The sequence below is a fragment of the Faecalibacterium sp. BIOML-A4 genome (assembly GCF_009679665.1).
In the GTDB taxonomy this organism is placed as follows: Bacteria; Bacillota; Clostridia; order Oscillospirales; family Ruminococcaceae; genus Faecalibacterium; species Faecalibacterium taiwanense.
This window is the reverse complement of sequence record NZ_WKZG01000017.1, coordinates 13,912-26,407: the sequence shown is the minus strand read 5'-3', so window position 1 is coordinate 26,407 and position 12,496 is coordinate 13,912. Positions and strand designations below refer to the sequence as shown.

Here is a 12,496-nt window from a genome sequence, read left to right as displayed (position 1 = left end):
TATCTCGCACATTTGCAGCCCTGGGGCTGTAAAAATGTGCCGGTTTGTGTTATGATGTACAGGAACAAGCCCGCCCGGCGCTGTGTCCCGGACAGGCAGCTTTGCACCTATTATAATCCATTCCTGCCCTTTTTTCCACCCAAAGCGGCAGGATGATGCAGGAGGGACCCCTATGAATAATCTGATCATTGGCATTGCAGGCGGCTCCGGCAGCGGCAAGACCACCCTTGCTCTGCGGCTGAAGGAGCGTTTTGGCGAGGATGAAGTGCGCCTGATCTCCCACGACAGCTATTACAAGCGCCACGACGAGCTGCCCTTTGAGGAGCGCTGCAAGCTGAACTACGACCACCCGGATGCTTTTGACAACGCTTTGCTGATCTACCATCTGCAGGAGCTGAAGGCAGGCCGCGCCATCGACTGCCCGGTGTACGACTACTCCAACCACAACCGCAGCGACAAGGTGCAGCACATCGAGCCCGCACCGGTGCTGATCGTGGAAGGCATCCTGCGCCGTCTGGTACGCGACGTAAAGGAGCGCGGCCGCAGTCTGGACAGCGTGATCGAGCAGTACCTGACTACCGTCAAGCCTATGCACGAAGCCTTTGTGGAACCCAGCAAGCGCAACGCAGACATCATTGTACCCAACGGCGGCGAGAACACCGCTGCGGTGGAGATGCTGGCCCATCACATCCGCAACCTGATCGAGAAGGCAAATATGATGTAACGTCTTTACGATTTAAATGCCCTCCGCATTCGCTCTGGGCATGTTCAGCGGAAATCTTATTTTTAATTTCATCATGCACGCAAAAGGAGCCACCGCACAGTTTGTGCAATGGCTCCTTTTTTCTTATCTCAGTGGATAGAGGTACGCACCAGTGCGCGCTTGAGACGCGCCTGAGCCAGCTCGTAGTCCCGCTTGTCGAGGTTCTTCTGCGCAAGGATCTCCTCCGCGCGCTTCTTGGAAGCCTCGGCGCGGGCCTGATCGATCTCCTCGGCCCACTCCCATGTGGTGGCAACCAGACGCACTTCGCCATCCAGCACGCTCAGCAGCCCGCCCATGCAGGCGGCGCGGCGGCGCTGGCCCTCGGCATCCACGATATGGGCTTCGCCCATGCCCAGCGCGGTGCAGTAATCCCCGTGTTTGGCAAGGATGGCCAGATCGCCGTCAATGGCGCGGCAGACGATGCGCTCGGCCTGCCCGTCAAAGGCGCAGCCGTCCGGCGTGACCACCGTCAGATGAAAGGTCGTCATGGTTTACCCTTTCTTCGCTTTTGCGAACACATCATCGATGGTGCCCGCGAACAGGAATGCGCTCTCGGGCAGCTCGTCGCACTCGCCGTTCAGGATCATCTTGAAGCCGCGCAGGGTCTCCTTGAGCGGCACATACTGGCCGGGCATACCGGTGAACTGCTCTGCCACGTGGAAGCTCTGGCTCAGGAAGCGCTGTACCTTGCGGGCGCGGCTGACCGTGCGCTTGTCTTCCTCGCTCAGCTCGTCCATGCCCATGATGGCAATGATGTCCTGCAGCTCCTTGTAGCGCTGCAGCACCTTCTGGACGGCGCGGGCGATCTCGTAGTGCTCCTGACCCACGACCTCCGGGCTGAGGATGCGGCTGGTGGAATCCAGCGGGTCCACAGCGGGGTAGATGCCCTGCGAAGCAATGTCACGGCTCAGGACCGTGGTAGCATCCAGATGGGTAAAGGTGGTGGCAGGGGCCGGGTCGGTCAGGTCATCGGCGGGCACGTAGACGGCCTGCACCGAGGTGATGGAACCCTTGCGGGTGGAGGTGATACGCTCCTGCAGAGCGCCCATCTCGGTGGCCAGCGTGGGCTGGTAGCCGACGGCAGAGGGCATACGGCCCAGCAGTGCGGACACCTCAGAGCCTGCCTGCGTGAAGCGGAAGATGTTATCGATGAAGAGCAGCACATCCTGATTCTTCACATCGCGGAAATACTCCGCCATGGTCAGGCCGGACAGTGCCACGCGCATACGGGCTCCGGGAGGTTCGTTCATCTGGCCGTAGACCAGCGCAGTCTTGTTGATAACGCCGCTCTCGGTCATTTCGCCATACAGGTCGTTGCCCTCACGGGTGCGCTCGCCAACGCCGGTGAACACCGAGTAGCCGTTGTGCTCGGTGGCGATGTTATAAATCAGCTCCTGGATCAGGACCGTCTTGCCGACGCCTGCACCGCCGAACAGACCGATCTTGCCGCCCTTTGCGTAGGGGCAAATCAGGTCCACGACCTTGATGCCGGTCTCGAGGATCTCGGTGGTGGACTGCTGCTCCTCGTAGCTGGGAGCAGGGCGGTGGATGGGCCAGTAGGCCTCCGGGGCCGGGGCGGGCTTGTTGTCCACGGGCTCACCCAGCAGGTTGAACACGCGGCCCAGACACTGGTCGCCCACGGGCACTTTGATGGGTTCGCCGGTATCCACGGCTTCGGTGCCGCGCACCAGACCATCGGTGCTGTTCATTGCAATGCAGCGCACCACGTTATCGCCGGTGTGCTGTGCCACCTCGACCACCAGCTTTTCGCCGTGGTTGTCGATCTCGATGGCGTTGAGCAGCTCCGGCAGCTGGCCATCCTCAAACTGGATGTCCAGCACCGGGCCGATGACCTGGAGCACCTTGCCGATATGTTTTTCGGACATAGGCTACAACTCCTTTTTGATAGGTTTTAAATCTCCGCGCCGGCCACGATCTCGGTGATCTCCTGCGTGATGGCAGCCTGACGGGCACGGTTATAATACAGGTTCAAATGGTCGATCATCTCACCGGCGTTCTTGGTGGCGGCATCCATGGCAGTGCGGCGGGCGGCAAGCTCACTGGCTACGCTCTCGCACACGGCACCGTAGACGATGCCTGCCACATACTCCGGGATGATCGCGCTGAATACTTCCTCGCTGCTGGGCTTGTACAGGATCTGGCTGCGGCGGGCATCCGCCTTCTGCTGCTCGGTGGGTTCGATGGACAGCGGCAGCACCTCCATGGTGGCTGCGGTCTGGGTCATCATGGAATCGAACCGGGTGTAGCAGATCTTTACCGCATCGTACTCGCCCTTGAGATATCCTTCCGTGATCTGGCGGGACAGCTGGAAGCACTCGCCCACCGAGACATCTGCCGCCAGCAGCACCTCCTGCGTGAACAGGGGCACCTCGTGGTGGACGAAATACTCTGCCGAGCGCTTGCCGATGGGCAGCACCAGCACTTCGCCTTCTTCGGCCCCGGCCTGCTTGAGCACGTTGGAATTGTATCCACCAGCAAGGCCGCGGTCGCCTGCAATGACGATGAGCAGGGTGCGCTTCACTTCGTCACGGCGCAGGTAGGGGTTGCGGGCGCGGGGGTCGGCCGCGGCGATCTTGGTCAAAGTCTCATGCAGCGTTTCAAAGTAGGGGCGGCTGTGCTCCACCCGTTCCTTGGCGCGGCGCATTTTGGAGGAAGCCACCAGTTCCATTGCCTTGGTGATCTGCATGGTGCTCTCTACGCTTTTGATGCGCAGCTTGATGTCCTTCATGGAACCAGCCATGCGTTACGCCTCCTTCCTTAGTGCGCCTTGACGAAGCTGTCGGTATAGGCTATGAGCACGCTCTTAAGCTGCTCCTCAGTGTCCTTATCCAGATTGCCGGTGGTGCGGATGGTCTCCATGACGGCGGCACCCGCAGCATTGTTGTCCAGATATTCGTACAGGCCCTTCTCATACTCGGCCACGTCCGGCACCTTGACCTTCACAAGGTGATCGTGAATGGTCGCATACAGGATGGCCACCTGCTTTTCTACAGGCACGGGAGCGGAACGGTTCTGCTTGAGCACTTCCACGATGCGCTCGCCCTGTGCAAGGCGGGCCTTGGTGTCGGCATCCAGATCGGAACCGAACTGTGCAAAGCTCTGCAGCTCGCGGTACTGGGAGTAGATCAGCTTCAGGGTGCCGGCGACCTTCTTCATGGCCTTGATCTGGGCATTGCCGCCCACGCGGGACACCGAGATGCCGGGGTTGACTGCCGGCATGACACCGGAGTGGAACAGCTCCGTCTCCAGGAAGATCTGACCATCGGTGATGGAAATGACATTCGTGGGGATGTAGGCGGAAACATCGCCCGCCTGCGTCTCGATGATGGGCAGAGCCGTCAAGCTGCCGCCGCCCAGCTCATTGGAGAGCTTGGCCGCGCGCTCCAGCAGACGGGAGTGCAGATAGAACACGTCGCCGGGGTAAGCCTCACGTCCCGGGGGACGGCGGATCAGCAGCGACAGTGCACGGTAGGCCACGGCGTGCTTGGACAGATCGTCGTAGATGATGAGGACGTGCTTGCCCTGATGCATGAAATATTCGCCCATGGCACAGCCGGAGTAGGGTGCGATATACTGCAGGGGCGAAAGCTCGGATGCCGTTGCGGACACCACGATGGTGTAGCCCATAGCACCGGCCTCGGTCAGGCTCTGCACAAGGTTTGCCACGGTAGAGCGCTTCTGACCGATGGCAACGTAAATGCAGATGACGTCCTTGCCCTTCTGGTTGATGATGGTATCGGAGGCGATGGTGGTCTTGCCGGTCTGGCGGTCGCCGATGATCAGCTCGCGCTGGCCGCGGCCAATGGGGATCATGGAGTCGATGGCCTTGATGCCGGTCTGCAGCGGCTCCTTAACCGGCTGACGGTCGATGATGCCGGGAGCGCGGCTTTCAATGGCGCGGAACTCGGTGGTCTCGATGGGGCCTGCGCCGTCGATGGGCTGGCCCAGCGCGTTGACCACGCGGCCGATCATGGCTTCGCCCACCGGCACGGACACCACCTTGCCGGTGCGCTTGACAGTGCTGCCTTCCTTGATGCCGACGTCGGAGCCCAGCAGAACGATGGAGACGGTATTCTCCTCCAAATTCTGGGCCATGCCGTATTCGCCGTTATCAAACTGAAGCAGCTCACCTGCCATGCACTTTTCCAGACCACTGGCGCGGGCGATGCCGTCGCCCACCATAATGACCGTGCCGGTCTCGCTCTGCTCAATGGCATTTTCGTAATGCTTGATCTGCGCACGGATGATCTTGGAGATCTCTTCAGGTTTCAGTTGCATCTTTGTTTGTTCACCACTCAATTCTTAAAAATCTTTCGGGTGGAAATTCGATCACAGTGTCACGGAAGCAATATCCCTGCGCAGGGCGGACAGACGGTTCTGCACCGTGCCGTCCAGCTCGGTGCCTTCGATATCCAGCCGGATGCCGCCCAGCACTGCCGGATCGACCTTTGTTTTCAGGTCGATGGTCTTGCCGGTGAGCTTTTCCAGCTTTTCGTGCAGGCTCTTTGCCTGCTGCTCCGTCATTGCCACTGCAGTGGTCGCCGTTGCTTCCAGAATGCCGTGTGCCTGATTGTAGCGCACACGGTAAGCCCGTGCGCAGCCGGACAGCTCCCGCAGGGTGCCCTTCTCGCACAGGATCTTCAAAAAGTTCAGCACATAGAGGTGGACCTGATCCCGCAGTGCTTCATCCAGCAGGCCGCAGCGCTCTCTTTTCGGGATGCTGGGGGTGCTGAGCAGATGCAGGTAGTCCGGGTTTGCCTTAAAAAGCGCCACGGCTTCGTCCAGCTCACCCAGAATGCGGGCCTCCAGCCCTTCCTCCGCCGCCAGATCGTACAGGCTTCCGCCGTACATCCTTGCAGTCTCGGTCATGATGCTTCACCCACATTTTTGATAAATTCGTCGATCAGATCCTTGTGGTCCTTCTCGCTGATCTCACGCTCCACCACCTTGGAGGCGATCTCCATGGCGATGCCGCCGATCTCGTCCTTGACCTCGTTCACGGCCTTCTTGCGCTCCTGCGCAATGTCGGCTTCGGCCTTCTGCTTGAGGGCAGCAGCCTGCGCGCGGGCCTCGCCCACGATCTCTTCGCCGCGGGCGGTGGCCGTCTTCTGCGCATTGGCAACGATCTCGTTGGCCTCGGTGCGGGCATTCTGCAGGTTCTGCTCGTACTCTGCCTTCATGGCCTCGGCTTCAGTGCGCAGCTTGGTGGCATCAGCGATCTGGCTGTCTGCCTTCGCCTTGCGCTCTGCGATCACGTTTTTGACCGGATTCAGCAGGAACTTTTTGAAGATGAACAGCTGGATCATCAGGTTGCAGATCTGGGCCAGAAAGGTCCAGCCGTCCAGCGTGATCAACGCCTGGTACAGTTCCATAAGCGTCTCCTTTCGTTATTTTGTAAAAGGTTCCGCTTATGCCAGGAACTTCATGAACATACCGGGTGCCAGGAAGATCAGCAGCAGGCCGGTGACGAAGCCGTAAATACCGGTGGTCTCGGAAAGTGCAACGCCCAGGATCAGGGTGCTGGTAACGTCGCTCTTGCACTCGGGCTGACGGCCCACAGCTTCACAGGCAGCAGCTGCTGCGTTGCCTTCGCCGATACCGGGGCCGATACCTGCGATCAGTGCGCAGCCTGCGCCGATGCCGCAGCCTGCCAGAGCGATACCACGAGCGAGGTACTGAAAGTCAGTCATAAGATTTGTCCTCCAAAAAAGTTTTTTGTTTTGGGAGATGCCGTTGTGAGGGCTTAGTCCTCACCGGCAGCACGTTTGATGAAAATTGCGGTCAGGGTACAGAAGATGAACGCCTGAATGCAGCCGCCGAACCAGTCGAAATACAGGCCCGTAAAGGCCGGGATGCCGATCTGGAACAGCTGGATCTGGCTCAAGACACCCGGCAGCCAGCCGAAAATGACGTGGCTCAGGCTTGCCAGCGCCCAGTACAGCAGTGTGGAAATGACCGTACCGGACAAGATGTTGCCAAAGTGACGGAACGCCATACTGACGGGGGTGGAAACCTCCGACAGCACATTGATGGGTGCCATGATGAAGATGGGGTCCAAAAGACCTTTCAGGTAGGAAAGGATGCCGTTGGTCTTGATCTTGTAGTACATGATCAGCACGAACACCACAATGGCCCACGCCGCCTCGGTGTTCAGGTCTGCCGTGGGGCTCCACAGGCCGATGACACTGATGAGGTTGCAGCCGATGCTCAGAGCGAAGATCGCGCCGATGAGCGGGATATACTTATCAAAGTGATAGCCCATGTTGTCGTGCACGAACTGGTCCAGCCGTTCTACGATGAACTCGGCGGCGGCCTGCCGCTTTGAGACATTTTCCAGCTTGAGGTTGCTGCCCAGCCAGATGGCAAAACCCGAAAGCAGCGCCATGACGATCCAGGTACTGACCAGGGTCTGGGTGATCTTGAAATCGCCCAGAACGGGAATGTCTGTATGGATGGTATACAGGATCTTTGCGCCGTTCAGTTCCATTTGTTACGTTTCACCCCCTTCGTCACGGGGTTCAGCTTCCGGCTCCGGTGCGGGTTCGGGGTCGTCCTCCACAGAGACATCCACCGAAGGCCCGGCCGGTGCAAGAGGCTTGTACTTTCCGGTTATTTGCAGGTAGTAGATCGTAACGCGCGGGAAAAGCAGTGGCAGAACACCGGCAAACGGCTGGAACACCGGTGCCCCGATGGCAACGATGATCCACACCGCCTGCAAAAGCATCCGGACATTGTAGGAAGCCTGCAATGTCGCTTTGCGCCGTTTCTCATCCTGCTCGTCGATGACCTTCTGGCATACGAGGCAGATGCCCGCAAAGTTGCCGATGGCCACGGCCGCGCCGATGAGACTGCCCAGAACAACAGTGTAATCAAATTTCACCCAGCCAACCAGGTGCAGAGCTGCAAAGATCACCCACATGACGGCGGTACAGATGGCCGTGCCGCAGGCGATGCGGGTCAGCTCCTTTTTGGATTCCGGCTGCAGTTTCATAAAGGGAAACCTCCTGTTAAGTTTACTGATGCGAGTTGAACCCCACCCGCTTTGGTTTTTCCTTTTTGGTGCGGTCCATGTGTTCCTTTGCAAAATACCAGAAGTTCTGTGCCCCGGCAGCAAGCCCCAGCAGGATGGCCGGCAGGAACACCCATTCCGGCCAGCTCCAGTTGTTCACCGCCCACCATGCACCGCCCAGACACATGACCAGCGGCAGCAGCATATTCAGGCCCAGCTGGGTCAGCCAGACAAGATCCTCCAGTGCCTTATACCAGCCCTTCAACCTGCGTTTCCTCCCTGTGTGATGTGCCTTTGCAAAAGCCAGATTCTGGATTCTTTGCCAAGGATTTGCAGTCAGTGAAAAATCTTATAACGCTAGTATAATTCAAACCGATCGTTTTTTCAATCAATTTTCCACTGTTTTCTAGTAAAATTTCATAGTTTGTTCACACTAATGCCGTAACTATACTCCCTGTATGGAGTTTGTGCGTCTGCGAGCACATCAATACCAAAAGTTTGATGGATCTGTTGTGCAGAATGCAAAAACGGGCGAACCCTCTCAGGCGCTGACGCGCCAGCTCTCCCGAAGGGCGAGCTTTTATGCATCTTTCGGGCAGCACAAATAAAGCTCCCCCTTCCGGGGGAGCTGCTGAGCGAAGCGAAGCTGAGAGGGTCACACAAAAAAAGCCGCCCGGCTCTTTGGGAACCGGGCGGCAGCCGTTATGCAGTTTTCAGGACATTACCAGAGGTTTGCGGTCTCGTTGTACAGGCCCTCGTAGCTCTTGGCGGAGACATCCCAGCTGAAATCGCACTCCATGCAGTGGTGCACGAGGTTCTTCCAGTTCTCCTTGTCATAGTAAGCATTCTGTGCGTTGCAGCAGGCCACATACAGCTCGTGGGCATTGTAGCCCGCAAAGGTGAAGCCGTTGCCCTCACCCATGGTGCTGTCGTGGATGGAGTCGCGCAGACCGCCGGTCTCGCGGACGATGGGAGGCGTGCCGTAACGGCAGGCCACCATCTGCGCCAGACCGCAGGGCTCGCTCTTGGAAGGCATGATGAAGGCATCTGCGCCTGCGTAGATCTCCTGCGACAGGGCCGGCTCGAAGCCGATGTAGGTGCCAACGCGGCCCGGATGGCGTGCGCACAGGTCGGAGAAGAAGTTCTCATACTGGCTCTCGCCGCTGCCCAGAACGACCAGCTCGATGCCGCGGTCCACCAGACCATCGGCGATGCTCTGCACCAGATCAAAGCCCTTCATGCCGACCATGCGGCTGACCATGGCAAAGACGGGGCTGCCATCCTTGTTCAGGCCGAACTTATCCTGCAGGGCTTCCTTGCACTTTGCCTTGCCCTCTTCAAAGTTGGTGATGTCGTAGTTGAAGGGGATGTTCTTATCCGTAGCGGGATCGTTGGAATCGGTATCGATGCCGTTCAGGATGCCGCACAGCTTGTACTGCTTCTCGCGCAGCAGAGCGTCCAGACCATAGCTGAACCACGGGTCGAGGATCTCCATGGCATAGGTGGGGCTGACAGTGGTGATCTTATCGGCAGTCTCGAAAGCACCCTTCATGAAGTTTGCGCAGCCGTCGTACTCTACGATGTGCTGGTCGCGGCGGCCGATGCCGCAGGTGTCCTCCAGAATGTCGGTGCCGTACTTGCCCTGATAAGCGATATTATGGATGGTGAAGATGGTCTTGATGCGGTTGAACTTATCCAGATGGCGATAGTACAGGTTCAGGTACACCGGCACCAGAGCGGTCTGCCAGTCGTTGCAGTTGATGATATCGGGGGTGAAATCGATGTAGAACAGGGTCTCTAAAACGGCGCGGGAGAAGAAAGCGAAACGCTCGCCGTCATCGTAGAAGCCGTACAGGCCGCGGCGCTTGAAGTAATACTCGTTGTCCAGGAAGTAGTAGGTCACGCCGTTCCGCTCGGTCTTGAACAGGCCGCAGTACTGGCTGCGCCAGCCCACGGGGACGGAATAATTGGTCACATACTCCAGCGTATCACGGAACTTCAGGTCGCCGTACAGGGGCATAATGACGCGGGCATCCACGCCGTCCTTGACCAGAGCCTTGGGCAGGGCACCCGCAACGTCGGCCAGACCGCCGGACTTTGCAAAAGGGGCAGCTTCCGAAGCAGCATACAGGATTCTCATAGGATCGCTCCTTTCATATAGTGGGATATTTTCGTTCTCCCCCACCGCCCTTGCAGGCAGCACGAACCATTTTTACAAAAGAGCAGGCGGGGGCACACAGATGCCCCCGCCCCTCTCAAGAGGGGCTACCGGGGAGGAAGCCGCCCCTATGGATAACTCAGTAAAATCAGACGGTGTGGTTCTTCTGCACGTACACCGGGAAGCTCTCGGTGCCGGACAGCTTCTTGCCGGCGGTGATCTTCACGTTCTTATCGGTAACAACGCAATCCAGCTCGGCATTGGCTTCCACAACGGTGTCCTGCATCAGCACGCAGTTCTTGACGACGGCACCCTTCTTGACCTTGACGCCGCGGAACAGCACACAGTTCTCCACCGTGCCCTCGATGACGCAGCCGTCGGCCAGAATGGAATCGGTCACCTTGCAGCCCGGCACATAGCGGGTGGGGTTGTCGTCGCGGATCTTAGTGTAGACCGGGCTCTTCTTGGGGAACAGTTTTTCCAGATTCTCGTCATCGGTCAGCTTGAGGTTCTCGTCGAAGTAGCTCTTCATGTCACAGACATGTGCCACATAGCCGGTGTACTCCAGAGCGTGGATGTTCAGGATGTTGACATTGTGGGCCAGAATATCGCGTTCGAAGTAGATCAGACCGCGGGAGGTCGCATCCCGGACCAGCTTGAGCAGGGTCTCGCGCTCCAGAACATAGATGTTCAGGTCAAGGTTCTGCACGCCGGGGCGGTAATCGTTGAACAGCAGCTCGGTCACACGGCCGTCGGCATCAACGGTCAGGGTGTAGTTGTCATTCTTGCGGCCCTCGGGGATCTCGGTCTTCTGGTAAGCGACGGTCACATCGGCACCGCTTGCCTGATGGGCGGCCAGCAGGGCGTTGAAGTCGTAGTTCAGGGCAACATTGGCGTCGCTCATGACCACGTACTTTTCCTTCTGGTTCTCCAGGAAGTTCATGATAGAGCCCAGAGCTTCCACACGGCCGGAATAGATGCGCACGCCCTTCTCAGCGAAAGGCGGCACGATGTTCAGGCCGCCGTGACGGCGGGCCATATCCCACTCACGGCCGGTGCCCAGATGATCCATCAGGGAGTGGTAGTTTTTGCGCACCACGATGGAGACATTGGAGATACCGCAGTTTGCCATGCTGGACAGAACAAAGTCCACCATACGGTAGCGGCCCGCGAAGGGGATCGAAGCCATTGCGCGCTCGGTCACCAGCTCGGGGACGGTATTATCATAACTGTTGGGGAAAATAATACCCAACGCATTGGTGTTCTGGCTCAGCATACTTCCATACCCTCCTTGACGGATTCAAAGACTTTGGCACCTTCCTTGACGGTTGCGCCTGCGCCGACGGTCAGGCCGGTGCCCACATGGGCAATGGGGCCATCGCCGCCCACTCGTGCACCTGCACCGACCACAACATCCTCCGCCAGGATGCAGCGCTTGACAACAGCACCAGCCTTGACCACAACGCCGTCCATCAGGACTGCGTCCTCAACGGTAGCGCCCTCTTCCACAACAACGCCTGCGCTCAGCACAGAGTGATGCACATTGCCGTAGATCTTGCAGCCCTCCGTGACGAGGGAATCCTGCACCACAGCGCGGGGACCAATCTTCTGCGGAGGCAGGACCGGGTTGCGGCTGTAGATCTTCCACTTCTCGTCGAAGATATCGATGCCGGAGTTTTCGGGATCCAGCACTTCCATGTTGGCTTCCCACAGGCTGTCGATGGTGCCCACGTCACGCCAGTAACCGGCAAAGCGGTAGGCGTACATCTTGCGGCCGTCGCGCAGCAGGGCGGGGATGATGTTCATGCCAAAGTCGTTCTTGGAGTTGGGGTCTGCTTCGTCCTCTTCCAGATACTTCTTCAGCACATCCCAGTTGAAGATGTAGATGCCCATGGAAGCCAGATTGGACTTGGGTACCGGGGGCTTCTCCTGGAACTCGGTGATGCGGTCGTTCTCGTCAGCCACCATCAGGCCGAAGCGGGAAGCTTCCTTCCAGTCCACTTCCATAACAGCCACAGAGAACTCTGCGCCCTTTTCCTTGTGGAAGCGCAGGAAGTCGGCATAGTCCTGCTTGCAGATCTGGTCGCCGGACAGGATGATCACATACTCGGGATCGTAGCTGTCGATGAAGCCAATGTTCTGGTAGATGGCGTTTGCAGTGCCCTTGTACCAGTCGGTACCCTTTGCCTGCTCGTAGGGCGGCAGGGTGTGCACGCCGCCGTGCAGACGATCCAGATCCCAGGGCTGGCCATTGCCGATGTACTCGTTCAGCTTCTGGGGCTGATACTGGGTCGCGATGCCAACGGTGTCGATGTTGGAGTTCACGCAGTTGGACAGCGGGAAGTCCACGATGCGGTACTTACCGCCGAAGGACACTGCGGGTTTTGCCGTTTTCTGTGTCAGCGCGTACAAGCGCGAGCCACGTCCACCGGCAAGGATCATTGCCACAATTTCTTTTGCCATAGCTTTATTCTCCCCTTTAACATTAACATTTCCGTTGTTCGGAAATGAGCGTCAACATGTGCGGTATGGGTCGGCCGAAGTG

At 58.4% G+C, this 12,496-nt stretch carries 14 protein-coding genes; 1 reads left to right on the top strand and 13 read right to left on the bottom strand.

Translation table 11 applies throughout. From position 1 onward, the window contains the following. The first annotated feature begins 172 nt into the window (after positions 1 to 172). On the top strand, positions 173 to 724 hold the full coding sequence (locus tag GKG34_RS11715; RefSeq protein WP_154256300.1) for a uridine-cytidine kinase: 552 nt from the start codon (positions 173 to 175) through the stop codon (positions 722 to 724). Positions 725 to 852: 128 nt separating this feature from the next. Here GKG34_RS11715 and atpC read toward each other — a convergent pair whose 3' ends face one another. The 13 genes from atpC to GKG34_RS11650 form a co-directional block, all read right to left on the bottom strand. Beyond that, positions 853 to 1,251 (bottom strand): ATP synthase F1 subunit epsilon, encoded by a 399-nt coding sequence (gene atpC, locus GKG34_RS11710; RefSeq protein WP_005938085.1) that lies wholly within the window; start codon positions 1,249 to 1,251, stop codon positions 853 to 855. 3 nt (positions 1,252 to 1,254) lie between these two features. After that, positions 1,255 to 2,649 carry a F0F1 ATP synthase subunit beta gene (gene atpD, locus GKG34_RS11705; protein WP_005938088.1) on the bottom strand — a complete coding sequence of 465 codons (1,395 nt, stop codon included), beginning with the start codon at positions 2,647 to 2,649 and terminating at the stop codon, positions 1,255 to 1,257. Positions 2,650 to 2,675: 26 nt separating this feature from the next. After that, complete coding sequence (gene atpG, locus GKG34_RS11700; protein WP_005938091.1) at positions 2,676 to 3,524, bottom strand: ATP synthase F1 subunit gamma; 849 nt, start codon at positions 3,522 to 3,524, stop codon at positions 2,676 to 2,678. Between the two features lie 17 nt (positions 3,525 to 3,541). Further along, positions 3,542 to 5,062 (bottom strand): F0F1 ATP synthase subunit alpha, encoded by a 1,521-nt coding sequence (gene atpA / locus GKG34_RS11695; protein ID WP_154256299.1) that lies wholly within the window; start codon positions 5,060 to 5,062, stop codon positions 3,542 to 3,544. A 51-nt stretch (positions 5,063 to 5,113) separates the two neighbouring features. After that, on the bottom strand, positions 5,114 to 5,653 hold the full coding sequence (gene atpH, locus GKG34_RS11690; RefSeq protein ID WP_097774384.1) for an ATP synthase F1 subunit delta: 540 nt from the start codon (positions 5,651 to 5,653) through the stop codon (positions 5,114 to 5,116). Further along, the gene (atpF, locus tag GKG34_RS11685) at positions 5,650 to 6,156 is read right to left on the bottom strand and encodes a F0F1 ATP synthase subunit B (RefSeq protein WP_005938099.1); all 507 of its coding nucleotides are present in this window, start codon (positions 6,154 to 6,156) and stop codon (positions 5,650 to 5,652) included. The genes atpH and atpF overlap by 4 nt, the downstream gene beginning before the upstream one ends. A 36-nt stretch (positions 6,157 to 6,192) precedes the next feature. Then, positions 6,193 to 6,474, bottom strand: a complete 282-nt coding sequence (gene atpE, locus GKG34_RS11680) for an ATP synthase F0 subunit C (protein ID WP_005930278.1) — start codon at positions 6,472 to 6,474, stop codon at positions 6,193 to 6,195. A 53-nt stretch (positions 6,475 to 6,527) separates the two neighbouring features. Next, positions 6,528 to 7,271: a F0F1 ATP synthase subunit A gene (locus GKG34_RS11675; protein WP_154256297.1), complete on the bottom strand. Its 744-nt coding sequence runs from the start codon at positions 7,269 to 7,271 to the stop codon at positions 6,528 to 6,530. Positions 7,272 to 7,274: 3 nt separating this feature from the next. After that, complete coding sequence (locus GKG34_RS11670) at positions 7,275 to 7,775, bottom strand: ATP synthase subunit I (RefSeq protein WP_005938105.1); 501 nt, start codon at positions 7,773 to 7,775, stop codon at positions 7,275 to 7,277. Between the two features lie 22 nt (positions 7,776 to 7,797). Continuing rightward, on the bottom strand, positions 7,798 to 8,058 hold the full coding sequence (locus GKG34_RS11665) for an AtpZ/AtpI family protein (RefSeq protein ID WP_044953278.1): 261 nt from the start codon (positions 8,056 to 8,058) through the stop codon (positions 7,798 to 7,800). A gap of 456 nt (positions 8,059 to 8,514) precedes the next feature. After that, positions 8,515 to 9,933 carry a glycogen/starch synthase gene (locus GKG34_RS11660; RefSeq protein ID WP_154256295.1) on the bottom strand — a complete coding sequence of 473 codons (1,419 nt, stop codon included), beginning with the start codon at positions 9,931 to 9,933 and terminating at the stop codon, positions 8,515 to 8,517. A gap of 166 nt (positions 9,934 to 10,099) precedes the next feature. Then, positions 10,100 to 11,227 carry a glucose-1-phosphate adenylyltransferase subunit GlgD gene (gene glgD, locus GKG34_RS11655; RefSeq protein ID WP_154256293.1) on the bottom strand — a complete coding sequence of 376 codons (1,128 nt, stop codon included), beginning with the start codon at positions 11,225 to 11,227 and terminating at the stop codon, positions 10,100 to 10,102. Continuing rightward, entirely contained in the window at positions 11,221 to 12,414 is a 1,194-nt protein-coding gene (locus GKG34_RS11650) for a glucose-1-phosphate adenylyltransferase (RefSeq protein WP_005938116.1), read from the bottom strand. The genes glgD and GKG34_RS11650 overlap by 7 nt, the downstream gene beginning before the upstream one ends. Positions 12,415 to 12,496 lie beyond the last annotated feature (82 nt).

What these genes read in the sequence shown, in the direction of transcription:
- GKG34_RS11715 (WP_154256300.1), top strand. Translation starts at nt 173, where the DNA reads ATGAATAATCTGATCATTGGCATTGCAGGCGGCTCCGGCAGCGGCAAG.
- atpC (WP_005938085.1), bottom strand. Translation starts at nt 1,251, where the DNA reads ATGACGACCTTTCATCTGACGGTGGTCACGCCGGACGGCTGCGCCTTT.
- atpD (WP_005938088.1), bottom strand. Translation starts at nt 2,649, where the DNA reads ATGTCCGAAAAACATATCGGCAAGGTGCTCCAGGTCATCGGCCCGGTG.
- atpG (WP_005938091.1), bottom strand. Translation starts at nt 3,524, where the DNA reads ATGGCTGGTTCCATGAAGGACATCAAGCTGCGCATCAAAAGCGTAGAG.
- atpA (WP_154256299.1), bottom strand. Translation starts at nt 5,062, where the DNA reads ATGCAACTGAAACCTGAAGAGATCTCCAAGATCATCCGTGCGCAGATC.
- atpH (WP_097774384.1), bottom strand. Translation starts at nt 5,653, where the DNA reads ATGACCGAGACTGCAAGGATGTACGGCGGAAGCCTGTACGATCTGGCG.
- atpF (WP_005938099.1), bottom strand. Translation starts at nt 6,156, where the DNA reads ATGGAACTGTACCAGGCGTTGATCACGCTGGACGGCTGGACCTTTCTG.
- atpE (WP_005930278.1), bottom strand. Translation starts at nt 6,474, where the DNA reads ATGACTGACTTTCAGTACCTCGCTCGTGGTATCGCTCTGGCAGGCTGC.
- GKG34_RS11675 (WP_154256297.1), bottom strand. Translation starts at nt 7,271, where the DNA reads ATGGAACTGAACGGCGCAAAGATCCTGTATACCATCCATACAGACATT.
- GKG34_RS11670 (WP_005938105.1), bottom strand. Translation starts at nt 7,775, where the DNA reads ATGAAACTGCAGCCGGAATCCAAAAAGGAGCTGACCCGCATCGCCTGC.
- GKG34_RS11660 (WP_154256295.1), bottom strand. Translation starts at nt 9,933, where the DNA reads ATGAGAATCCTGTATGCTGCTTCGGAAGCTGCCCCTTTTGCAAAGTCC.
- glgD (WP_154256293.1), bottom strand. Translation starts at nt 11,227, where the DNA reads ATGCTGAGCCAGAACACCAATGCGTTGGGTATTATTTTCCCCAACAGT.
- GKG34_RS11650 (WP_005938116.1), bottom strand. Translation starts at nt 12,414, where the DNA reads ATGGCAAAAGAAATTGTGGCAATGATCCTTGCCGGTGGACGTGGCTCG.